The sequence below is a fragment of the Micromonospora sp. WMMD1128 genome, assembly GCF_027497235.1.
GTDB lineage: Bacteria > Actinomycetota > Actinomycetes > Mycobacteriales > Micromonosporaceae > Micromonospora.
The window spans coordinates 6,505,903-6,528,450 of the sequence record NZ_CP114902.1 but is presented as its reverse complement, the minus strand read 5'-3'; the positions used below and the strand labels follow the sequence as shown (position 1 = coordinate 6,528,450).

General features: G+C 72.0%; 26 protein-coding genes. 19 read left to right on the top strand and 7 right to left on the bottom strand.

Annotated features, from left to right (window positions below; genetic code table 11):
- Positions 1-10: 10 nt before the first annotated feature.
- The 3 genes from O7602_RS29705 to O7602_RS29695 are packed head-to-tail and all read right to left on the bottom strand — an operon-like array spanning position 11 to position 1,267.
- Entirely contained in the window at positions 11-268 is a 258-nt protein-coding gene (locus O7602_RS29705) for a hypothetical protein (protein ID WP_281585885.1), read from the bottom strand.
- Positions 269-287: 19 nt separating this feature from the next.
- On the bottom strand, positions 288-485 hold the full coding sequence (locus O7602_RS29700) for a DUF397 domain-containing protein (protein WP_281585884.1): 198 nt from the start codon (positions 483-485) through the stop codon (positions 288-290).
- Entirely contained in the window at positions 482-1,267 is a 786-nt protein-coding gene (locus tag O7602_RS29695; protein WP_281585883.1) for a helix-turn-helix transcriptional regulator, read from the bottom strand. Before O7602_RS29695 ends, O7602_RS29700 begins: the two co-directional genes overlap by 4 nt.
- Positions 1,268-1,591: 324 nt before the next feature.
- On the opposite strand from O7602_RS29695, the gene O7602_RS29690 reads away from it, so the two are divergent.
- The 12 genes from O7602_RS29690 (at position 1,592) to O7602_RS29635 (ending at position 13,621) form a co-directional block, all read left to right on the top strand.
- Positions 1,592-2,332, top strand: a complete 741-nt coding sequence (locus tag O7602_RS29690; RefSeq protein ID WP_281585882.1) for a flavin reductase family protein — start codon at positions 1,592-1,594, stop codon at positions 2,330-2,332.
- 242 nt (positions 2,333-2,574) lie between these two features.
- Positions 2,575-2,943: a DUF485 domain-containing protein gene (locus O7602_RS29685; RefSeq protein WP_281585881.1), complete on the top strand. Its 369-nt coding sequence runs from the start codon at positions 2,575-2,577 to the stop codon at positions 2,941-2,943.
- Positions 2,921-4,594 carry a cation acetate symporter gene (locus O7602_RS29680; RefSeq protein ID WP_281585880.1) on the top strand — a complete coding sequence of 558 codons (1,674 nt, stop codon included), beginning with the start codon at positions 2,921-2,923 and terminating at the stop codon, positions 4,592-4,594. Before O7602_RS29685 ends, O7602_RS29680 begins: the two co-directional genes overlap by 23 nt.
- Before the next feature lie 81 nt (positions 4,595-4,675).
- Positions 4,676-5,656 carry an NAD-dependent epimerase/dehydratase family protein gene (locus O7602_RS29675; protein ID WP_281585879.1) on the top strand — a complete coding sequence of 327 codons (981 nt, stop codon included), beginning with the start codon at positions 4,676-4,678 and terminating at the stop codon, positions 5,654-5,656.
- 74 nt (positions 5,657-5,730) lie between these two features.
- Entirely contained in the window at positions 5,731-6,981 is a 1,251-nt protein-coding gene (locus O7602_RS29670) for an LCP family protein (RefSeq protein WP_281585878.1), read from the top strand.
- 163 nt (positions 6,982-7,144) lie between these two features.
- Complete coding sequence (locus O7602_RS29665) at positions 7,145-8,392, top strand: LCP family protein (protein WP_281585877.1); 1,248 nt, start codon at positions 7,145-7,147, stop codon at positions 8,390-8,392.
- Between the two features lie 184 nt (positions 8,393-8,576).
- On the top strand, positions 8,577-9,494 hold the full coding sequence (locus O7602_RS29660; protein WP_281585876.1) for an LCP family protein: 918 nt from the start codon (positions 8,577-8,579) through the stop codon (positions 9,492-9,494).
- A gap of 27 nt (positions 9,495-9,521) precedes the next feature.
- Positions 9,522-9,857, top strand: coding sequence for a rhodanese-like domain-containing protein (locus O7602_RS29655; protein ID WP_281585875.1), 336 nt, complete (start codon positions 9,522-9,524; stop codon positions 9,855-9,857).
- Positions 9,858-9,871: 14 nt separating this feature from the next.
- On the top strand, positions 9,872-10,663 hold the full coding sequence (locus O7602_RS29650; protein WP_281585874.1) for a glycerophosphodiester phosphodiesterase family protein: 792 nt from the start codon (positions 9,872-9,874) through the stop codon (positions 10,661-10,663).
- Positions 10,664-10,739: 76 nt separating this feature from the next.
- A complete protein-coding gene (locus tag O7602_RS29645) occupies positions 10,740-12,194 on the top strand; it encodes an ATP-binding protein (protein ID WP_281585873.1) in 1,455 nt (484 codons plus the stop codon).
- 64 nt (positions 12,195-12,258) lie between these two features.
- Positions 12,259-12,675, top strand: coding sequence for an ATP-binding protein (locus O7602_RS29640; protein ID WP_281590614.1), 417 nt, complete (start codon positions 12,259-12,261; stop codon positions 12,673-12,675).
- A 61-nt stretch (positions 12,676-12,736) separates the two neighbouring features.
- The gene (locus O7602_RS29635) at positions 12,737-13,621 is read left to right on the top strand and encodes a DUF5926 family protein (protein WP_281585872.1); all 885 of its coding nucleotides are present in this window, start codon (positions 12,737-12,739) and stop codon (positions 13,619-13,621) included.
- Positions 13,622-13,692: 71 nt separating this feature from the next.
- Here O7602_RS29635 and O7602_RS29630 read toward each other — a convergent pair whose 3' ends face one another.
- Complete coding sequence (locus O7602_RS29630) at positions 13,693-14,907, bottom strand: arginine deiminase (RefSeq protein ID WP_281585871.1); 1,215 nt, start codon at positions 14,905-14,907, stop codon at positions 13,693-13,695.
- Positions 14,908-15,069: 162 nt separating this feature from the next.
- Here O7602_RS29630 and O7602_RS29625 point away from each other — a divergent pair, with 162 nt between their 5' ends.
- From O7602_RS29625 to pheA, 4 genes are all read left to right on the top strand, one after another.
- Entirely contained in the window at positions 15,070-15,804 is a 735-nt protein-coding gene (locus O7602_RS29625) for a hypothetical protein (RefSeq protein WP_281585870.1), read from the top strand.
- Between the two features lie 234 nt (positions 15,805-16,038).
- Positions 16,039-16,494 (top strand): hypothetical protein, encoded by a 456-nt coding sequence (locus O7602_RS29620; RefSeq protein WP_281585869.1) that lies wholly within the window; start codon positions 16,039-16,041, stop codon positions 16,492-16,494.
- Positions 16,495-16,575: 81 nt separating this feature from the next.
- Positions 16,576-17,121: a hypothetical protein gene (locus O7602_RS29615; RefSeq protein WP_281585868.1), complete on the top strand. Its 546-nt coding sequence runs from the start codon at positions 16,576-16,578 to the stop codon at positions 17,119-17,121.
- Positions 17,122-17,131: 10 nt separating this feature from the next.
- Positions 17,132-18,088 carry a prephenate dehydratase gene (pheA, locus tag O7602_RS29610; RefSeq protein WP_281585867.1) on the top strand — a complete coding sequence of 319 codons (957 nt, stop codon included), beginning with the start codon at positions 17,132-17,134 and terminating at the stop codon, positions 18,086-18,088.
- Between the two features lie 43 nt (positions 18,089-18,131).
- Here pheA and O7602_RS29605 read toward each other — a convergent pair whose 3' ends face one another.
- From O7602_RS29605 to O7602_RS29595, 3 genes are all read right to left on the bottom strand, one after another.
- Complete coding sequence (locus tag O7602_RS29605; RefSeq protein ID WP_281585866.1) at positions 18,132-18,857, bottom strand: AIM24 family protein; 726 nt, start codon at positions 18,855-18,857, stop codon at positions 18,132-18,134.
- Positions 18,858-18,955: 98 nt separating this feature from the next.
- Positions 18,956-19,300 (bottom strand): metallopeptidase family protein, encoded by a 345-nt coding sequence (locus tag O7602_RS29600; RefSeq protein ID WP_281590612.1) that lies wholly within the window; start codon positions 19,298-19,300, stop codon positions 18,956-18,958.
- Positions 19,301-19,432: 132 nt separating this feature from the next.
- On the bottom strand, positions 19,433-19,861 hold the full coding sequence (locus O7602_RS29595) for an OsmC family protein (protein WP_281585865.1): 429 nt from the start codon (positions 19,859-19,861) through the stop codon (positions 19,433-19,435).
- A 120-nt stretch (positions 19,862-19,981) separates the two neighbouring features.
- Here O7602_RS29595 and O7602_RS29590 point away from each other — a divergent pair, with 120 nt between their 5' ends.
- The 3 genes from O7602_RS29590 (at position 19,982) to O7602_RS29580 (ending at position 22,511) form a co-directional block, all read left to right on the top strand.
- A complete protein-coding gene (locus O7602_RS29590) occupies positions 19,982-20,719 on the top strand; it encodes a hypothetical protein (RefSeq protein WP_281585864.1) in 738 nt (245 codons plus the stop codon).
- Between the two features lie 158 nt (positions 20,720-20,877).
- Positions 20,878-21,699, top strand: a complete 822-nt coding sequence (locus O7602_RS29585; protein WP_281585863.1) for an HAD family hydrolase — start codon at positions 20,878-20,880, stop codon at positions 21,697-21,699.
- Positions 21,699-22,511, top strand: coding sequence for an HAD family hydrolase (locus O7602_RS29580; protein ID WP_281585862.1), 813 nt, complete (start codon positions 21,699-21,701; stop codon positions 22,509-22,511). Before O7602_RS29585 ends, O7602_RS29580 begins: the two co-directional genes overlap by 1 nt.
- Positions 22,512-22,548: the final 37 nt, after the last annotated feature.

Genomic DNA, 22,548 nt, shown 5'->3' with positions numbered 1-22,548 from the left:
CTGACCGTCGTCAGGCGGTGCGGCGCATGGCCGCGTAGACGTGGTGGCCGTCGCCGACGCTGAGCACGTTCACCAGCTCCCAGCCGTAGTTCGACAGGTGCTCGACCGCCTCCATCAACGGCGGGAAGCCGCTGCTGCCCCACTTGTGCCGGGCGATGATCATCAGGTGCCGGTGCGGGTAGGCGCGCAGGTCGACCTGTCCGCCGAGGATGGCGTCCGCGGTGATGACACGGTCCTGGGCGAGCTTCTGCGGGGGTACGAGAGCCATGCACCGCAGGGTAGGCGGCTCAGTCGAGCGGCACCCGGTGAAGGTGCGCGACCAGGGAGCGCCAAGCGTCCGGGGTGAAGGCGAGGGCCGGGCCGGACGGGTCCTTGCTGTCCCGCACCAGCACCACCCCGGGCAGGTTCCCCGCCACCTCGACACAGTTGCCGCCGGAGTCGGTCGATCGGGATGACGTGCGCCAGCGGGGCTCGTCGGAGGTCATGGCGTCACCTTCAACTTCCGGACCAGATCCAGGGATGCTCCTGTGGACAGCGATTCGCCGAGGAGGCTATCCCACTTCCGCTCGATCAAGGCGATCGTCTGCGGCTCGTCGACGACGTGTCCGCGGGCGGCGTTCTCCAGGTAGAGCACCCGCTCCGAGTCCGGCAGTTCGGCAAGCACGAAGCCGCCGCCGACACCGGCGTGCTCACCGACCGCCAACGGCACCACGTGCAATCGCACGGCCGGATGTTCGGCCAGCTCCAGCAACCGCGTGAGCTGGCCATCGAGTACCGCCGGCCCACCGACTGGCCGGCGAACCGCCGTCTCGTCCAGCAGGAAGACGCAGTGCGGCGGCTCATCGCGGTGCAACAGTTGTTGGCGCTCCATCCGGAGAGCCACCAACTCGTCGATCATCGCCGGCGGATGGAGGCCACCGGTGGAGATGACGGCGCGGGCGTATTCCTCTGTCTGGAGCAGGCCCGGAACCAGGCACGCCTCGAAGGCGCGCAATCTGACCGCCTGCTGCTCGTACCCCCGCCAGGGCACGAACCACGACGGACCGCGCTCCTGATCGGCGGCCTTGAGCAGGCTGGCCAGGAGGCCGCCGGTGCCGAGGGCCTGGTCGGCGGCGATCGCGAACTCCATCGTGGGCCGGCGGCGGCCGGTCTCGATGGCGGCGACCGTCGACGGGCTCCACCTGATCGTGGCCGCCAGCGCCTCCTGCGACATCTCCGCCCCGGCTCGGGCGGCCTTCAACGCCCGGATCCACACCTCGACGTCCATCCTCACCCCGTCGGTAAGTACGCGACTGCGCTCCGTAGTAACCCCTGGCATCCTCCTCTGCCGGCGCTTCCACGTCCAGGGTGGAGACACGCGGCCCGGCCGGTGGAGGCCACGACCCGGCGGCCGGTCCTGCGACGGGTCGCCCCGCCCATCCCCCGGCCGGGGCGACCCCCTTCTCCCAGGAGGCACCAGATGCGGAGCGAACGAGTAGATCTTGGAAGGAAAGTGCCCCTGGAGGGGCCCAAATCTTCCAAGATCCACCCGGGACAGGCGCACCTCCGGCCGGGACAGGCACGCCTTCGGCCGGGACGGGTGCATCTGCCGATGCGGCCGGCGTGGCGGTGCCGGGTGTGCGGGGCGCACTGGCCGTGCCAGCCGGCCCGGCTCGGGCTGCTGCGCGAGTTCCGGGGCGACCGGACGGCGTTGCTGTTCCACCTCGGCACGCTGCTGGCCGAGGCGAACACGCAGCTCAGTGACGCCACGAATGTGCACGAGCGCTTACTCGGCTGGGCCCGGACCGCAGGCGGCACAATGTTTCACGTGAATCATGAGCCGGGTGCCGAGATCCACCACACCGATCCGTTCGCGGTGCCGGCCGGGCAACGCTCGCCGGTGCGCCGCCTGCGTGGCCGGCTGGCCGCGCCGGTGACGCTCTGGACCGCGCCTGGCCCGGCCGGGCTCACCGTCTCCTCCACCCTCGTGGCCGAGGGGGAGCCGGACCGGCTGCTCGGCCTGGTCGACCCGGAGTCGGAGCTGTGGGCTGCGGTCGAGGAGGCCGGGCGGTTCGCGGTCGCCCCGCTGGGTCCGCGCCACCGGCAGCTCGCCGACCGCTTCGCCGGCCTGTTTCCCGCGCCCGGCGGCCTGTTCGCCCTGGACGCCTGGACCGAGACGCCCTACGGCCCGGTGCCGACGGACGCGGGTGGCTGGGCCGGTTGCCGCCTCGACACCGCCCGGGAGTACGGCTGGGGTCTGCTGGTGGAGGCCACCATCGAGGCGGTCGACCTGGCCGAGGACGTCACGCCCCTGCTGCACTACCGGGGCCGCTACCACGAGCTGACCGACTAGCCCGCCCACCCGACGCGGGTGATCATGAGGTTGACGGTGCTCGTCGTCCGATTTGTCGCCGCCAAGTTCATGATCAACGCGGGTGGGTGGACCGGTTAGCGGAGTGATCTGGGTCACTGGGCGCAGTGGGGGCGCCGTTGGGCGCACCGGGCGACCGGGACCCGTCCGGATCTTTCGCGGTGGGTTCCGCGCTCCTAACGTGCGCGGAAATCCCCCACGCCTGCGAAGGTGGTGATCCACAGATGTCCACGGACACACCCGCGTCCGCACCCTCCGAGTCGACCGCGGAACGGTATCTAGCCGTCCAGCGGTCGGACGAGTTCGCCGGGTTGCGGCGCACGCTGCGCGGCTTCATCTTCCCGATGACCGTCGCGTTCTTCCTGTGGTACGCGCTCTACGTCATCCTCTCCGCGTACGCGCGGGGTTTCATGGGCACGAAGCTGGTCGGCAACATCAACGTCGCCCTGGTCTTCGGCCTGCTCCAGTTCGTCTCCACGTTCGTCATCGCCTGGCTCTACTCGCGGTTCGCCAACCGGCGGATCGACCCGGTCGCCGACCAGATCCGCGCCGAGATGGGGGAGGTGAACCATGAACACGGTCCTCGCGGCTGAGGCGGGCAGCACCACCGCCCGGAACCTCACCATCACGCTGTTCCTGATCTTCGTGGCGATCACGCTGGCGATCACCATCTGGGCGAGCCGGCAGACCAAGACCGCCACCGACTTCTACGCCGGTGGTCGCTCCTTCTCCGGATTCCAGAACGGCATGGCGATCGGCGGCGACTACATGTCGGCCGCGTCCTTCCTGGGCATCGCCGGCATCATCGCCCTCTACGGGTACGACGGTTTCCTCTACTCGATCGGCTTCCTGGTCGCCTGGCTGGTGGCACTGCTGCTCGTCGCCGAACTGCTGCGCAACTCCGGCCGGTACACGATGGCGGACGTGCTGGCGTTCCGGATGCGGCAGCGGCCGGTCCGGACCGCGGCGGCGGTCTCCACCATCACCGTGTCGATCTTCTACCTGCTGGCCCAGATGGTCGGCGCCGGCGCGCTGGTGGCCCTGCTGCTCGGCATCAAGCCGGGTACGACGTTCCTCGGCATGGACGCCGACACCGCCAAGGTGGCCACCATCATCATGGTCGGCGCCCTGATGATCATCTACGTGACGGTCGGCGGGATGAAGGGCACCACGTACGTCCAGATCGTCAAGGCGTTCCTGCTGATGACCGGCGCGCTGGTGATGACGCTGCTGGTGCTCGCCAAGTACAAGTTCAACCTGTCCTCGCTGCTCGGCGACGCGGCGGACGCCTCGGGCAAGGGGGCGGCCTTCCTCGAACCCGGGTTGCGCTACGGCGTGGAGACACCCGGCGACGCGCTGAAGACGTTCTACAGCAAGATGGACCTGCTCTCGCTCGGTATCGCGCTGGTGCTCGGCACCGCCGGCCTGCCGCACATCCTGATCCGCTTCTACACCGTGCCGACCGCGCGGGCGGCCCGTAAGAGCGTGCTCTGGGCGATCGGCATCATCGGCGCGTTCTATCTGCTCACCCTGGCTCTCGGCTTCGGCGCGGCGGCACTTGTCGGCCGCGAGGCGATCACCGCGCAGGACAAGGCCGGCAACACGGCCGCACCGCAGCTCGCCGAGGCGCTCGGGTTGGACTTCTTCGGCGGGAGCCTGGGCGGCGCGACGCTGCTGGCGATCATCGCGGCGGTCGCGTTCGCCACGATCCTCGCCGTGGTGGCCGGGCTGACGTTGGCGTCGTCGTCCAGCCTGGCGCACGACTTCTACGCAAACGTCATCAAGAACGGGCAGACGTCGGAGCGGCAGGAGGTGAACGTCGCCCGGATCTCCGCGCTGGTGATCGGCGCGGTCTCGATCCTGCTGTCGATCTTCGCGCAGAACCTGAACGTGGCGTTCCTGGTCGCGTTGGCGTTCGCGGTCGCCGCGTCCGGCAACCTGCCGGCGATCCTGTACAGCCTGTTCTGGAAGCGGTTCAACACCTCCGGCGCGGTCTGGGCGATCTACGGCGGCCTGCTCGCCGCGGTGGTGCTGGTCTTCTTCTCCCCGGTCGTCTCCGGGGCGCCGACGGCCATGTTCCCCGACCACGACTGGCACTGGTTCCCGCTGTCGAACCCGGGCATCCTCTCGATCCCGTTCGGCTTCCTGTGCGGCTGGCTCGGCACCGTCCTGTCCAAGGAGAGCGACGACGAGAAGTACGCGGAACTGGAGGTGCGCTCGCTCACCGGCGCGGGCGCGCACTGACGGGTAATTGTTAAGCGGGGCCCCCGCCTCTACCGGAGGCGTTAATAGGGGGCCCCGCCTTACCTGTATAGGGTGGCGGGCATGAACGTCGCTCCCCGGTTTGCCTCCGGGCACCGCATCCTCGTCACCGGCGGTGCCGGCTTCGTCCCGTCCCACCTGGTCGACCGGCTCGTCGAGCGCGGCTGCACGGTGGTGGTGCTCGACAACTTCGTCACCGGTTCCAAGGACAACGTGGCCCACCTGCTGGACGAGCCGACGTTCACGCTCATCGAGGCGGACATCTCCGACGGCCTGCCCACCCACCACCCGGCGATGACCGAGCGGTTCGACGCGATCCTGCACATGGCGTCCCCGGCCAGCCCGACCGACTTCGAGAAGCTGCCGGTGGAGATCCTCCGGGTGGGCTCGGTGGCCACGCTGGCCCTGCTGGAGCGCGCCACCGACGACGGCGCGCGGTTCCTGATGGCCTCCACCTCCGAGGCGTACGGGGACCCGAAGGAGCACCCGCAGCGCGAGACCTACTGGGGCAACGTCAACCCGATCGGCATCCGGAGCGTCTACGACGAGGCGAAGCGCTTCTCCGAGGCCGCCACCATGGCCTACCACCGCAGCCGCGGCACGGACACCGCGATCGTACGGATCTTCAACACGTACGGCCCGCGGATGCGCCCGGACGACGGCCGGGCGATCCCGACCTTCATCTCCCAGGCGCTGCGCGGCGAGCCGATCACCGTGCACGGCACCGGCAACCAGACTCGTTCCATCTGCTACGTCGACGATCTGGTGCGGGGCATCCTGCTGCTGCTCGACTCGACGCAGAACGGCCCGATCAACTGCGGCACCGAGCACGAGATGTCGATGCGGCAACTGGCTGAGACGATCGTGTCACTCACCGGAAGCGCATCCGAGGTGAGCTACATCACTCGCGCCTCGGACGACCCGGAGATGCGCCGCCCCGATCTGACCCTCGCCCGCGAGCTGCTCGGATACGAGCCCACCGTGGCGCCCGAAGACGGCCTCCGACGCACGATCGAGTACTTCCGCGGGCGGTTAGGGTACTGATCCCCGCTGTCCGCCGGCTGAGTGCCGTGCGCGCCTGAGGACGGCGGTGGATCCGCCGACCTACCCTCGATGACATGTCAGCGACCTCGTCTGCCGGCGCACCCCTGAACCGCCCCCTGCACCGGGGCGCGGGCCGTGCCCAGGTTCCCGGCTCCGGCCGGGGCGCACCCACGCGCGCCCGCGCCACGGAAACCCGCTGGTACCCGTCGCACGACGAGGCGCCCCGTTCGGGCGGACGCGGTGGCCCGGGCGGACCGGGTGGGCCGACCGACCCCGGCGGCCCGGGTGGTGGTTCCGGCGGGCCAGGTCGCCGCCCCCGCCCGCGCTGGAAGCGCATCGGCCTGGTGACCGGCGTCGTGGTGCTCGCGCTGGCGCTGCTCGGCGGCGTCGGCGGCTGGCTCTACGCCCGTAACCTCGACGGCGACCTGGCCCGCACCGACCCGTTCTCGGAGATCACCGGCGGGCGGCCGGCCAAGCAGGTCGACGGCGCGTTCAACATCCTGCTCGTGGGCAGCGACTCGCGGGATCCGGACGCCCCGGTCGACGGCGCCGGCAAGTGGCGGGCGGACACCGTGATCGTGATGCACATCCCGGCCGACCACAAGAGCGCCTACCTGGTCTCCATCCCGCGTGACCTGTACGTGCCGATCCCGGAGGAGGCGGGCGCCTCCTGCGACTCCGGCTCCCGCAACAAGATCAATGCGGCGTTCGCGTTCGGCGGGCTGCCGCTCGCGGTGAAGACCGTGGAGTGCTTCACCGACGTCCGCATCGATCACGTGATGGCCATCGACTTCGCCGGCTTCAAGGACGTCACCGACGCGCTGGGCGGGGTCGACCTCAAGGTGGACCGGACCATCAAGTCGATCCACAAGCCGTACCGGACGTTCACCAAGGGCGTGAACCACATGGACGGCGCCGAGGCGCTGGACTGGGTCCGGCAGCGCAAGCAGTTCCCGGACGGCGACTTCGCCCGGATGCGCCACCAGCAGGAGTTTCTCAAGGCGCTGTTGGACAAGGCGGCCAGCACCGGGACGCTGAGCAACCCGAAGAAGCTGAACGACTTCCTCCGGGCGCTCACCGCCGCCGTCACGGTCGACCAGGGATTCTCGTTGACCGACATGGCGGTGCAGTTCCGCAGCCTGCGCGGGGAGAACCTGACGTTCGTCACCAGCCCGAACCTGGGCGGCCAGACCATCGACGGCCAGTCGGTGGTGGTTTCCGACCGGGAGAAGGCCCTGGCCATGTACCAGGCCATCGCCGGCGACCGGATGGCCGGCTGGGTCGACGCCAACCAGAAGGGCTCGGGCGACAGCGCCGGCGGCTGACGGCACCGGGAGCGGCCTTCGACCGGGCGCTCAGCCTCGCCCGTTCGGCCATATCTCGAAAACATTGGCCGGGATTGACGGGATTACCCCGCCACAGAAGGTCGCGAAGACGGGAACAGATACGTAGAGTGGTCCCGCCCCCGATCACCGAGCTGGAGCACGAATGTCGGTCCAGACCAGTCGACGCCCGCACTCACCGGCACCCGGTTCATCCGGGCGGGTCCCTCCGGTCATTCCCACCCAGCCCGGCCCCGGCGGTCGCGGTCCCGGTGGCGGTGGTCCCGGCGGCGGTGGCCCCGGCGGCGGGAAGAAGAAGCGCACCAAGCGCAAGGACCCGCTCTGGGCGAAGCTCACGCTCGTCCTCGGCGCGGTGCTGATGGTGACCAGCGGCGTGGCGATCGTCGGCAGCAAGGCCGTGATCGGCCAGGCGACGAGCAACATCGCTCAGCGCAACCTGCTCGGCGAGGCCGGGAAGAGCGAGGCCGAGGGCGGCAACAGCCTGGACGGCCCGATCGACATGCTGCTGCTCGGCGTGGACGCCCGCGAGCGCTGGGCCGCCGACGACGTCCGCTCGGACACGATCATCATCCTGCACATCCCGGCCAGCCACGACCAGGCGTACCTGATCTCGATCCCCCGGGACACCCAGGCCCGCATCCCGGCGTTCTCGAAGAGCGGCTACCGGGGCGGCACCGAGAAGATCAACGCCGCCTTCTTCCACGGCGCCCAGAACGGCGGCGGCTGGGAGGGGGGCGCCCAACTGATGGCCAAGACGATCAAGTCGATGACCGGGATCGGCTTCGACGGCGCCGCGATCATCAACTTCGGCGGTTTCAAGAACGTCATCGACGCGCTCGGCACGGTGCGGATCTGCGTCAGCCACGAGGTCCCGTCGCACCACATGTCGATGGTCGAGGGCAAGCCGATGTGGAACGCGGACGCGAAGAAGTCCGGCAAGTCCTACAAGCCGGTGGTGCACAAGAAGGGCTGCAAGGAGATGGAGGGCTGGGAGGCGCTCGACTACTCCCGCCAGCGCTACGGCCTGCCCAAGGGCGACTACGACCGGCAGCAGAACCAGCAACAGCTGATCAAGGCGATGGCCAAGAAGGCCACCGAGGGCGGCATGCTGACCAACCCGATCAAGCTGAACGCGCTGATGAAGGCCGCCGGCAAGGCGTTCGTGCTGGACACCGGCGGCGTGCCGATCGCCGACTTCATCTTCACCCTCAAGAACCTCAACGGAAACGACCTGGTCACCCTGCGCACCAACGGCGGCACGTTCAGCTCGACCGCGGACAACAAGTTCGAGCAGTTCAACGAGACGACCATGGACATGTTCCAGGCGGTCAAGAACGACAAGCTCGCCGACTTCGTCGTGGCAAACCCGGACGTCCTCTCCACCCGCAAGTGACCGAAGCCGGCACCGGCCGGCCGATCCCCCCGTAGCCTGACGTGAGCGGGTCTCATGTCGTCGCGACGGGGGGATCGTCACGTCCAGACCAGCACGGAACCGACGCGGGCCGGCCCGACCGGCCCGCTGGCCCCGGTTCCTGCTCGGCGCCGGGCTCGCCCTGGTCCTGCTCGCCACGCTCGGCGTGACCGGGCTGCACTGGCTGACCCACAGGTACGACCGCACGGTGACCAAGGAGCAGCTACTCGACCCCACCGCCCGAAAAAAACGGACAGAACTGGACGGGGCACTCAACTACCTGCTGATCGGCTCCGACCACCGGCCCGGCGCGAGCGCCGCCGACCAGCGCTCGGACACCATCCTGATCGTGCACGTGCCGGCCGGGATGCGGCAGGCGTACCTGATCTCCGTGCCGCGCGACCTGCTGGTGGCCATCCCGGCGGCGCCCGGCTTCCCCGGCGGCCAGGACAAGGTCAACGCGGCGTACGAGCACGGCGGCGGAGGCGAGAGCGGGGCGCGTCTGCTCAGCGCCACCCTCACCCGGCTCACCGGGGTCCGCTTCGACGGCGCGGCGCTCGTCGACTTCTCCGGTTTCCGGTCCGTGATCGACCAGCTCGGCGGCATCCGGATGTGCGTGGACACGCCGGTCCGCTCGATCCACACCGGGACCCGGTTCGAGCCCGGCTGCCAGCAGATGGACGGAGCCCGGACGCTCGACTACGTGCGTCAGCGCTACGACCTGCCCGGGGGCGACTACGACCGGCAGCGGCACCAGCAGCAGATGCTCCGGGCGGTGCTCGACCGGGCCAACCAGACGCATCTGCGCAACGATCCGGTGAAACTCGACCGGGTGCTGCGCTCGGTCGGCGGGGCGATGACCGTCGACACCAACGGCGTACCCCTGGACGAGCTTGTCTTCGCGCTCCGCGCGCTGCCCGCGGACGCCCTGCGCGGGGTTCGGGTGCCCTCCTACCCACAGACCATCGACCAGGTGTCGTACGTCGTGTTGGACACCGGCGGCGGCGATCTCTTCACCGCCCTGCGGGACGCCCGGGTGCCGGAGTGGGCCGGCGCCAACCCCCGCTGGGTCAACCGCCTCTGACGGCGACGGGCGACTAGGCTTTGCACCGTGTTCGGAGCCCACCTTCCCAGCGTGCCCGCGTCGGCCGTGCCCGACGACGTCTACCTGCTCGACGTCCGGGAGGACGACGAGTGGGCCGCCGGCCATGCGCCGGCCGCCCACCACCTGCCGATGACCGAGCTGCCGGCCCGGCTCACCGAGGTGCCCGACGACCGCGAGGTGGCGGTGATCTGCCGCTCGGGCGGCCGTTCCGGGCAGGTGGTCGGATACCTGCTGCGCAACGGCTGGGACGAGGTGCGCAACGTCGAGGGCGGGATGGGCGGATGGGCCGCCGCCGGTCGTCCGGTGGTCACCGACGACGGGCAGCCGGGTCGGGTCCTCTGAGGCACGTCCCGACCATGACCGCCCCCCTGGTCTTCGCCCACCGAGGCTCCTCGTACGACCTGCCGGAGCACACCCTCGCCGCCTACCTGCGCGCCCTGGACGAGGGCGCGGACGGGCTGGAGTGCGACGTCCGGCTGACCCGCGACGGGCACCTGGTCTGCGTGCACGACCGCCGGCTGGACCGGACCAGCAACGGGCACGGGCTGGTCAGCGCGCGTACGCTCGCCGAGCTGGAGGCCCTCGACTTCGGCTCCTGGCACCCGGCCGCGGCGGTGTCCGCCGACGCCGTGCGCCTCGACGACTCGCACACCCGGCTGCTCACGCTGGCCCGCCTGCTCGACGCGGTGCGGGCCGCCGGGCGGCCGGTCCGGCTGCTGATCGAGACGAAGCACCCGTCGCGCTACCGCGGCGACGTCGAGCGCCGCCTGGTCGACCTGCTGCGCCGGCACGGCCTCGCCGAGCCCGGTCCGGACGAACCGGTCCACGTGACCGTGATGTCCTTCTCACCGCTTGCCGTACGCCGGATCCGCGCGCTCGCGCCGGCGCTGCCGACGGTGCTGCTGCTGGAGATGCTGCCGCCCTGGCTGCCGCTGGGCCGGCTCCCCTTCGGCTGCCGGATCGCCGGCCCGGGGGTGGATCTGGTGCGGGCCCGGCCCCATCTCGTCCCCGCGTTGCGTGCCGCCGGCAACTCGGTCTACGTCTGGACCGTGAACGAACCCGAAGACCTGGAACTCGTGCTGGCCGCCGAGGTGGACGGCGTGATCACGGACCGGCCCGCCCGCGCGTTGACCCGGTTGGGTCGATGATGCCCGTCGGTCCGCCTACCGCCCGGTCGACCGGGCGGGGGTGTCCCCGGGGCGGCCGGCGGGGCACACTCGGGACATGCCGGAGCGAACCGACTACCCCGTCCTCATCGCCGGCCACACCACAGTGATCAAGATGATCAACGCGGGCGAATCCGGTCTCGCCGTACTCACCCGCCTGCTCCGCGAGGTCGAACCGGCGGTCGGCGCGACGGGCCTGGTCTTCGTGGAGTTCACCCCGGCGGGCGGGCGGGTGATCGCGGCGACCGGCAGCGCCGAGTTCGTCATCGGCCGCCCGCTGCCGGCCACCGACCCCGCCACCGTCTGCCTGCTGGCCGGCCCGCCGGTGCGGGAGGTCCGGATCGACTCGATCCCGGGCGTGCTCGCCGACGAGATCGCCGGCCGGGGGCTGGGCCGGATGATCGTGGCACGGGCCGAGATCGGTGGGCTCACCGTCGGCAGCCTGCACGCTCTCTACCCGACGGACGAGCCGCTCGACGCCTCGCAACGCGCCGTCGTCGGATACGTGGCCGCCTGCGTCGCGCACATGTACGGCGACCAGACCGGCCTGCCGGTGCACGGCGACGGTCCGGTCGTGGCCGCGCTCGCCGACGGCCTGGCGGTGGTGGACCGGGACAACCGGGTCCGGCTCTGGAACCCGGCCGCCGCCCAGGTGACCGGCTGCCCGGCGAACGAGGCGCTGAGCCGGTCGTTGCCGTTCCCCCTGCCCCCGTCCGGGCAGGTGCTCGACCACCGGCTGCCGGACGGCCGCTGGCTGCGGATCACCTCCGGTGAGCTGCCCGGCCCGAACGCGCTGCGGGTGGTGACCTTCCGCGACATCACCGACCAGCACCGACGCGACCACGACCGGGACCTCTTCGTCGCGGTCACCAGCCACGAACTGCGCACCCCGGTCACCGTGATCAAGGGGTACGCGGACACGCTCACCGACCACTGGGACTCCCTCAGCGACCACGACCGGCGGGAGGCCGCCCGGATCATCGGGCAGCGGGCCAACGATCTGGCCCGCCTGGTCGACCGCCTGCTCACCGCAGCCACCGAGAACCGTCCCGGCGGCGAGCCCGCCGCCCCGTTCGACCTGGTCGACGCGCTCCGGGCGGCGGTGGTCGACCTGCCGGCCGACATCCGGCACCGGATCGTGCTCAACCTCCCCACCGACCTGCCGAAAGCCCTCGGCGACCGGCACAACCTGGCCACCGTGCTCACCGAACTGGGCACCAACGCGGGAAAATACTCGCTGCCGGACACGCCGATCGAGGTCAGCGCCGACGCGAACGAGCGGACCGTCACGTTCCGCGTCTCCGACCGTGGCATCGGCATCCGGCCGGAGCACGTGGAACGGGCCTTCGACCGGTTCTGGCAGGGCGAGTCCGGCGACCGCCGCCGCTATCCCGGCGCCGGGCTGGGTCTCTATCTCGTCCGGCAGATCGTGGAACAGCAGAATGGATGGGTGTCCCTCCGACCGAGATCCGGTGGAGGTACGGTCGCGGAGGTGCGGCTGCCCCGGGGATGAACCGGGCGCCCACGACTGTGGAAGGAACGACGTGTCGACGGGACCGGCCGAACGGTCGTGGTGCGTGGTGGTGCCCCACGACGCGACCGGCGCGCGCGTGGCACGGCACCGGCTCGCCGACGAGCTGACCGGCGTCGTACCCCCGGTCCTGCTGGCCGACCTGGTGGCGGTCCTCGCCGAGCTGGTCGGCAACGCGGTCCGGCACGCCGGGGCGCTGCCCGGCGGCGTGGTCCGGGTGGCGTGGCGGCTCCGCGTCACCGACCGGGGGCCGAGCGTCCAGCTCCGGGTCACCGACGGCGGTTCCGGTGCCGGCCCGCGGATCCGGGTCGCCCCGCCGGACGCGGTCGACGGGCGCGGGCTGCACATCGTCTCCGGCCTCTCCAGCCGCTGGGGCGTCGAGCGGGACGGCCTGGGCCAGAGCGTGTGGGCGGAGTTCGACCCCGCCGGGTCGTACCGGCCGGACCTGGTCGCCACCGGCTGACCCGGCCGGGCAGGCGGGTCCGGCCCCCGGGCGCCCCCGCGGGCATCTAGGCTTTCTCGCCGTGAGCAAGCGTCGAAAGAACCAGCGGACCGTCGAAGCCACCCCGAAGCGGGAGAAGGTGCGCGACATCTTCGTCCCCCGACCGTTCGAGGGGCTGGCGGACGAGCCGGAGTGGATCGCCCTGCGCGAGCTGGTGCCGGCCGCGTCCGCGCCGCTGCGGCTGACCCCCGAGCTGGTCGAGGAGTACGGCGACCGGCCGGTCATCCTGGCCACCGTCCTGCCGATGGCCGCCCCGGCGGTCGCCAAGCCGGACGGGCGGGTCCTCATCGGCCTGCAACGGCACCAGCAGTCCGGCGACGTCTCCCGGGACCTGGCCGACGCGCTGCTCAGCGCGCTGCGCACCGAGCCGGGCGGTCAGGTGAGCGTGCCGCCGCTGCCCGGGCCCGGCCCCCGCCTCCAGGACATCCTGGTGGACGGGCCGCTGGAGATCACCATGCACGACGGGTTCGACTTCTGGCTCGACCCGGGCGCCATCGACGACCCGACCGTGCAGGCGTCCCTGGAGCGGGCGAACGCGGCGATCTATCCGACGGTCAAGCTGGACGCGGCGCGGGCGGCGTACTGGTGCCAGGTGCCGGAGAAGGCACACGTGCGCTGGGTGCTGCCGGACGACGAGGACGCCGCGCTGAACGCCCTGGCCCGGCTGGGCGCGGCCGGCGCGCTGACCCTCGGCGACGACACGAAGTTCGCCGGCATGTTCCGCGCGCACGGCCGGCTGGCGCCGGTCTGGGACCTGCCGGAGGACACTCCGGCCGGCGAGTGGGAGGGCCCGGTCGCGCAGTTCGCCAAGCGCTACGCGGAGGCGCTCGCGGACCCGGAGCCGCTGGACGCCGCCGCCCGCCGCGCCCGCCAGGGCCTGCTCGGTCGCCAGCTCACCCTGCGCTGACCGCCCGGTGTTAGGCGGGGGCCCTTCTTAACGCACGGCGTTAAGCGGGGGCCCCGCCTCTACCGAAAGCGTTAAGCGGGGCCCCCGCCTTTCTCGCGGACGAGGGGGCAGGACATGCAGCGGGGGCCGCCCCGGCCGGAGCCCAACTCGGAGCCGGCGATGGCGATCACCTCGATGCCGGCGCGCTCCAACTGCGCGTTGGTCTCCACGTTGCGTTCGTAGCCCACGCAGAGGCGCGGCGCGAGGGCGAGCGTGTTGTTGCCGTCGTCCCACTGTTCGCGCTCGGCGGTGACCGGGTCCAGGCCGGTGTCGATCACCCGGAGCTGGTCGAGGTCCATCGCGTCGGCGGCGGCCCGCAGGAACGGGGCCGGGCCGTCGACCCGCGGCTCACCGTCCGCGCCGGCCACGACGGTGTACGCGGACAGCTCGCTGGCGATGTTCGGGTACATCAGCACGGCGTCCACGTCGACCATGGTGCAGACCGTGTCCAGGTGCATGGTGGCGCGTTCCTGGGCGATCGGCACCACCAGGATGGTGTGCGCCAGCCCGGCGGCGAAGACCTGCCGGGCCAGCCGTTCCGCGCCGGCCGGGGTGGTGCGTTCGCCGACACCGACGGCGAGCACGCCCGGGGCGAGCAGCAGCACGTCGCCGCCCTCCACGTGTTCCAGCCCGGGGTGGTAGACGAACTCGGTGCCGGCGAAGCGCGGGTGGTAACGGTAGATCGCGTCGGTGAGCGTGGTCTCCCGCCGCCGCGCCGGCATGGCCAGGCTGGTGACGCCGACCCGGTCGCCGATCCACACCGACGAGTCGCGGGTGAAGAGAAGATTGGGCAGCGGGTCGATCACGAAGTCGTGCCGGTCCATCAGGGTCCAGACCAGACCGCCGGGCCGTTCGGCGCCGATCCGCAGCTCCTCGTGCGCGAGACCGGCGATGAACACGTCGGCCAGGGCGGCCGGATCGAGGTACGCCAGGTGGTCGGCGACCCGGGCGCGCAGGGTGTCCCCGAGGCGGCGGGACCGCAGCACCCGCTCGGTAAGCTCGGCCCGGGCGTCCGGCACGGCGAGCGTCTCAGCGAGCAGGTCGGCCAGGTAGAGCACCTCGACGCCGCGCGAGCGCAGGGCCGCCGCGAAGGCGTCGTGCTCCTCCTGCGCGCGTCCCACCCATGGGATAGCGTCGAAGAGCAAGGAGTCGTTGTTGCGTGGGGTGAGGCGGGCGAGCTCGGGCCCCGGGCGGTGCAGCAGCACCGTGCCGAGCCGGGCCACTTCGCTGTCCACGTAGTGCGTCACCCCCGCAGCCTAGGGCAGGCTTCCGCACCATCCGGAAAAGAAGTGTGAATGAATATGGCATTCATCCACAGTCATTCCGGCGGTCCAACTTGCCGGACCCCCGGGTGTGCAACGTAGGGTAGTGGAGACATAACTTCGAGAGACCTTTTGCCGGAGGTCGCGATGACTGTCTTTCCCGCTCGCCGAGCCGTACCGAGCCGGGCACTGCCGCCCCGCGCGGCACATCCCCGGGTCGAGGCCGCCCCGGCGCTCGAGCCGGCGCGTCCCAGTCCCCTGGAGTGGGCCCGCCGCCGTCGCGCCGACCGGGGGGCCCGCCGGTTGGAAGCCGCCGGGGCCCGCGCCCTGGGGCAACTCGACCACCTCGGGCCCGCCTGGCACGTCATCGAGTGGCCACGGACAGACCTGGCCGACGCGCTGCTCGACCGCGGCCAGGACGATCGGGCCGGGTTCCTCGCGATCGGGCCGAGCGGGCTCTTCGCGGTCACCATCGCCGACCACGGCCGGGCGCGGGTGCTTGTCGCCGGCGACGTCGTGCAGATCAACGGCAAGCGTCCACCCTATGTGGCCGAGGCGCGCCGCGACGCCAAGCGGGCCAGCAAGGCGCTCTCCGACGCGGTCGGTCTGCCGATCCCGGTGACGCCGGTGCTGACGTTCGTCGGCTCCGGGGTGATCAGCGTCTACGGCCTCCCGAAGGACTGCCTCATGGCCACCCACCGGGAGCTGGACCGGCTGCTCGTGGCCGCCGGCAACCGGATCAGCCCGGCCACCGCCGAGAAGTTGTCCCGGGTCGCCGAGGCGCCGTCGACGTGGCTCAACGGCACGTACCGTCCATCTGCCGACTACCGGTGGTATGACGAGGGCCGAACGGCCGCTGACAAGCGGGCCGCCCGCCGGTAACGTCTCGGACGACGCCACGCGGTCCGCGGCACCGCCCCGACCGGTTCCGTCGTTCCGCGTCGTCGCCGGTCGCCCGCCCCCCCGGGGCTCCCGTCGCACCGACGCATGTCCCCCGGTCCCTGCGCCGCCCAGCCTCACGGGTGAGCACCGGTGACCGGGAGGCGCAGCGCGGCCGGGTGGTCGCTGTGCCGACCGGCTAGCGTGGACAGACCGTCGGTGTACATAGGAGGCGCGGTGGCCCACGTCGAGCTCTCACTCTCGGAAGTGTTCGCGTCCCCGACCGAGACACCCACCGAGCAGGAGTCCGACAATTTCGCACAGTGGTCCGGGACGGTTTCCCGGGCCGCCGAGCCGTGCCTGTTGATCGACGCCGACACCACCGTGGTGGCGATCTCCTCGTCCGGCTGCGACCTGCTCTGCCTGGGCGCGCCGGAGGACGTGGTCGGTCGCCCGCTGCTGGAGGGTGGCCTGCGCCTGGTCGACTTCACCGCCAGCCCCAGCGAGCTCACCGAGCAGGAGACCGAAAAGATCCCGCCGCTGCTCGCGTTGCTCTCCGGCCGGCTCGCCCGTGGTCTGCTCCGGGTCCAGGGGCCCGGCTCCGACGCCGGGACGACGGTGGACGCCATCTCCACGCCGGTGCTCACCGGTGCCGAGGTGGCCGGCTCGCTCACCTTCTTCTGCGTGCTCTGACCCCGCCGGGGGCATCCCGCCGAGCACCCGGCTTCTCCGGTGCGGGCGCACCTCCTACGATGGGCTCGGCCCCCGGCCGTGATGACGCCCCTCGATGTCGAGGACTGCACCGTGCCCCGCACCCCGCCCCACCGCCGTGCCCTCCCGGCGACGCTGCTCGCGCTGCTCGTGCTTACCGCCTGCGGGCAGCCGCCCGAGCTGCGCGAGCCACCCGCCACCGAGGCCGGCGGCCCATCCGCCTCGGCGTCGGCCACGCCCACCCCGACCCCGTCGGCACCGGTCACCCCCGCCACGCCGGCGCGGCCCACCCCGGCGCCCGACCCGGCCGCCACACCCTGCCGGGGCAAGCCGTCCGGCGACCGGATCGTCGCGTTGCTGCGCGGCTCCGCCGGGGTGCTGCCGCGAGCGGTCCGGGTCACCGTCCGAACCGGTCCGCTCTGCGCGGAGGGCTGGCACTACACCGTGCTGGCGGTCTCCGGGCACGAGGAACTCCAGGTGGTCACACGGGGTCGATCCGGCACGCCGAAACTGGTGACCGCCGGCACCGACGTGTGCGGCGTCGAGGTCCGCGCCACCGCGCCCACGGGCATCCGCACCCTGGCCTGCGACGGCACCCCGGGTGCGTAGTGTGGTGACCATGCCGGGAACACCACCGACCCGCTTCGTCTACCTCGGACCCGAGGGCACCTTCGCCGAGCAGGCGCTGCGTAGCCTGCCCGCCGCCGAACGGGGGGACCGGACGCCCGCCCGCAGCGTCGGCGAGGCCCTCGACGCCGTCCGGGCCGGGGAGGCGGACGCCGCCATGGTGCCACTGGAGAACTCCATCGGCGGCGCGGTCGGGGTGACACTCGACGAACTGGCCGAGGGTGACCCGTTGATGATCACCCGGGAGGTGATCCTGCCGGTGGAGTTCGTGCTCGCCGGCCGCCCCGGCGTCACACCGGCCGCGGTACGCAGCGTGGCCGCCCACCCGCAGGCGTCCACCCAGTGCCGCAGTTGGCTGCGGGACCATCTGCCCGACGCCACCGTGGTCGACGTGCTCTCCAACGGGGCCGCCGCGGCCGGCGCGGCGACCGGCGAGTACGACGCCGCCATCTGCGCCCCGATCGGCGCCGCCCGGCACCGGCTGACCGTGTTCGCCGACAAGATCGCCGACCATCCGGACGCGGTGACCCGGTTCGCGCTGGTGTCCCGCCCGGGGCCGCCCCCGCCGCCGACCGGCGACGACCTCACCTCGCTTGCGGTCTACATCGCGCACGACCGGGTGGGCGCGCTGCTGTCCGTGCTCATGGAGCTGGCCGTACGCGGGGTGAACCTGACCCGGATCGAGTCCCGCCCCACCGGCGAGGCGCTCGGGCGTTACGTGTTCTTCCTGGACTGCACCGGGCACGTCGCCGACGTACGTCTCGGCGAGGCGTTGCGCGGGCTGCGCCGGGTCTGCGCCGACGTCCGCTTCCTCGGCTCGTACCCCCGGCACCGCTGGAGCACGGCGGCGGGTGACGTGCCGACGCCCGCGCCGGCCGGTCTCTCCGACGCCGACTACGCCGACGCGGCGGCCTGGCTGGCCCGGCTGCGCGCCGGCGAGCTGACCTGAACCGGGCCGGGTGCGTTCCCCAGGAACGCACCCGGCCCGGAGCTCATTGCAGCAAGCCGCCGAGCAGGCCACCCTGCTGTTGCTGCTGGGCGCCGCTGCCGGCCACCGGCGGTTCCTCGGAGGGCTGCACCACGACGAAGCCCTGGCCGGCGAAGCTCATCGTGAACGCCTCGCCGGTGCTGCGTCCGAGCAGCGTGCCCAGGCCGAGCTGCTCGGCCCGGTGGTAGCCGGTCTGGAGATTGGCCGACCAGCAGACCGCCGCCTGCGGGTCGACGTACGTCGGCGCGTCCACGTTCAGCACCACCGGGGTGCCCTTGGTGGTGATGGCGATCCGGCCGTGCCCGCTGAAGACGCAGTTGAACAGGCCCGACGAGGACGCCATGCCCATGCCGCTCACCATCTTGATGTCGTACTGGAGGGTCGAGTCGAAGGCGAGCACGCTGGAGCCGTTGATCGACAGGGCGTCGCCGGGCTCCAGGTCGATGATGTGCACGTCCTTGGCCAGCTCGGCGAGGAACACGTCGCCGCGCCCGGAAAGCTTCATCAGCGGCACACCCTCGCCGGTGAGCCGCTGCTTGATGAACTTGCCGATGCCGCCCGAGCCGAGCGCCTGGAACTGCACCTGGCCCTGGTAGGCGACCATCGACCCGACGCGGGCCATCGCCTCGCCGTTCAGCTCGATCTTCAGCATTTTGGAGTTCTGCAGCCGCATGCCCGGCTGCTGGGACTCCTTCTCGAGGTTCTCCGCGGAGAAGAGAGCGCTGCGCATGGGGTTGTTTCCTCCTGCATCGGGATGTGCCTGACCCGGAGGTTAGGGGACTGGCGCAACCGCGGGGATCGGCCGAGCGGGGGCGGGCCGGGGCCCGGTCAGCCCCAACCGAGGGCGTGCAGGCGCTCGTCGTCGATGCCGAAGTGATGGGCGATCTCGTGCACCACGGTCACCGCGACCTCCTCGACGACGTCGTCGTCGGTGTCGCAGATCGCCAGGATCGGGTTGCGGTAGATCAGGATGCGGTCCGGCAGGACGCCGGAGTAGTCCCAGCCGCGCGCCGTGAGCGCATGCCCCTCGTAGAGCCCGAGCAGGTTCTCGCCGGGCGGCGGGTCGTCCTCCACCAGGATGACCACGTTGCTCATCAGCCCGAGCAACTCCTCGGGCACCTCGTCGAGTGCCTCGCCGACCAGTTCCTCGAACCGGTCCCGGCTCATCTCCACGGCCACGCCGACCATCCTCCCCGCTGCCGCCACCCGTCGACCACCCGTCGAAGATCCACGCACTTCCCGGAAAGAGTGGCCCGACGGGTCCTCTTTCCGGGAAAGTGCGGGCAGGATGGCCAGGCGCGAGCGTCAGGCCAGGCGGGCGGTGAGCGTGATCTGCGCGCCGGGGGAGAGCAGCCGGGAGATCGGGCAGTTCTCCTTGGCGGCCTCGGCCAGCTTGGTGAACCCGGCCTCGTCGAGCCCGGGTGCCTGGCCGACGGTCTCCAGGTCGATGCGGGTCACGGTCATGCCCGCGTCAGTCTTGTCGAAGTGCACCTTGGCGGTGGTCTCCACCGACGTGTCGGTGGCGCCCGAGTCGGCGAGCTGCTTGGAAAGGGCCATCGAGAAGCAGCTCGCGTGCGCGGCGCCGATCAGCTCCTCGGGGTTCGTGCCCTCGCCCTCCTCGAAACGCGACTTGAAGGAGTAGTTGCCGGACAGGCCGCCCTTGCCGGTGCGGACGGTTCCCGACCCCTCGGCGAGGTTGCCCTGCCAACGAGCGGATGCGGTACGGATAGGCATGGCACCGACGCTAACCGAAAGCGCGCCGCCCCGCACCGCCCCTCCCGCTCCACGCCCCCGATACCGGGCCGTCGTCTGTGCCATGATTCGACGCAGGCCCGCGAACGGGAAGGGTGGCCGATGTCGCAGGATCCCCCCATCCCCAGGCAGGACAGCCGCTCCGACGGCACCACTGTCGTCGAGTGGGGCGACACCGACGCCCGATCGGAACCGTCCGGCCGGGTCGGCCGGACGCTGGCCGGCCTGGGCCGGGACCACCGCCTGCCCCCGGTGCTCGCCGGCCTCGGCGCGGTCGCCGCGCTCGCCTCGCTGATCGGCGAGTGGGTGGTGATCGTCATCCCCGATGGGTCCCGGGCGGAGAACGCGCCGAACCTGCTGGCCAGCGGCATCTCCGAGACCGGCGGCTTCGGGGTGGCATACCTGGTGGGGCTGCTCGGGCTGTCGGTCGGCACGGCGCTGGCGCTGCGCGGGGCTCCCGCGGTGCGACAGCACGCCCGGATCGCCGGGTTGGGCCTCGCCGCCGCCCTGCTCGGCGTGCTCGTCGCGACCGCCTCCGCGCTCCAGCAGGTCGCCAGGCGCATACTCTTCTTCCCGGTCGAGCAGAGCATCCAGGTGGAGCACGGCCGAGGGCTGATCACCGCCTTCCTCGCCGTCGTGCTGCTGGCGGCCACGCTGCACCTGACCGGGCGGGTCGGGGAACGGGCCGCCGACCCGGCGGACGACGCGCCGGCCCACGGTCCGGGCGGCCGGACCGCCCGGCGGCGGGGGCGGACGATCGACGACGACGGGCCGCCGGCCCCGGCCGACCTGACGGTGGAGCCGACGACGCCGTTCGCCGGCCCCGACCGCTCCCGCTGAGCGGGTCACCGGATCGCCGCCGGGGATTCGCGGCCGATTCGCCGGAACGCCATGGATGACCCCTGCGCGGCGAGATACGGTTGCTGCCCGCCGTCCCATGGTCGCGGCACGAAGGACCAGGTCGGCCGGCGTGACGGCGGCGGGGCGAAGGAGGAACCATGACCCGCCCGGGCCTGCCCAAGCTGATCGCCACCGACCTCGACGGCACGCTCGTCCGCAGCGACGACACTGTGTCCGCGTACACCCACGGGGTGCTGGACCGGGTGCGGGCCGCCGGGATCCCGGTGGTCGGCGCCACCGGGCGCGGACCGCGACTGGCCGAACTGAGCCGCAACGACATCCGCGCCGCCGACTTCCTCGTGATGGCCGGCGGCGGATGGGTGGTCGACCAGAGCGACCCGGCCGGCCCGTTGGTGCTGCGTGACGAGCGTCTCCCCGGCGAGGTGCTCACTCGTCTCCTCGCCGACCTGGAGGCCGCCGTCGGCCCGCTCACCGTGATGGTGGAGGCGTCCGGCGACCACGACGCGCCGCTCTGGGGCGACTACCACCCGAGCTGGCCCTATCCGGACCGGTTCGAGGCACGCAGCCGGGCGGAATGTCTCGCCTGCGACGTGGTCAAGGCGTTCGTCCGGACCGAGGACCACCACGTCGACGAGTTGCTCGCGGTAGCCCGCCGGATCGTGTCGCCGGAGACGGCCACGCTCACCCAGGCCGGGCTCGGCTTCGTCGAGATCTGCCCGCCCGGCGTGGACAAGGCCAGCGGGCTGAGCGTCGTCGCCGACCGGCTCGGCGTCGACCCGGCGGACGTGCTGGTCTTCGGCGACCAACCCAACGACCTGCCGATGTTCGGCTGGGCCGGCTGGGCGCGGGTGGCGGTGGCGAACGCCCACCCCGAGCTGCGCGCCGCCGCGGACGAGATCACCCTGCGCAACGACGACGACGGCGTCGCGGTCTACCTGGACCGACTACTCTCCCGGTGATGGGAGAGCCACCTCGACTCGTCGCCACCGACATCGACGGCACGCTGCTGCGGGACGACCGGACGCTCAGCCCGCGTACCGCGGCGGTGCTGACCCGGATCGCCGCCGCCGGCACGCCCGTCGTGCTTGTCACCGGCCGTCCGATCCGCTGGCTCCAACTCGTGTACGACCAGCTCCCCGAGCCGCTGCCGGCGATCTGCGCCAACGGCGCGGTGGTGTACGACCCGGTCACCGACGAGGTGCTGCGCGCCGACCCGCTCGCCCCGGAGCTGCTGGCCGAGGTGGCCCGGCGGCTGCGGGCCGAGGTGCCCGGGGTGAGCTTCGCGGTGGAGATCGTGGACAGCCGGCAGATGCGGCACGAGGCGCACTACCCGCTGCGCTGGGACGCCGACGCGGACGCCATCCGGGCCGTCGAGTCGCCGGAGGAGCTGCTCGCCGCGCCCGCGGTGAAGCTGCTGGCCCGGGCCGGGGAGCAGGATCCGGACGTGTTCGTCCGGGTGGTGGCCGGCGCGCTGGAAGGGCTGGCCGAGGCCACCCATTCGTCCTACAGCGGCCTGATCGAGATCTCCGCCGCCGGTGTGACGAAGGCGGCTGGCCTCGCCTGGTACGCCGCCCGGCTGGGCGTCGGCGAACGGGACGTGCTGGCCTTCGGCGACATGCCGAACGACGTGCCGATGCTGACCTGGGCCGGTCGGGCGGTGGCGGTCGCCAACGCCCATCCGGCGGTACGGGAGATCGCGGACGAGGTGACCGGGGCGAACACCTCCGACGGCGTCGCCGCGTACCTGGAGAAGGTTTTCGGGGTGGACTGACCGGCCGGGGCGCGTCGCGCGCACCCCGGCCGGCGCG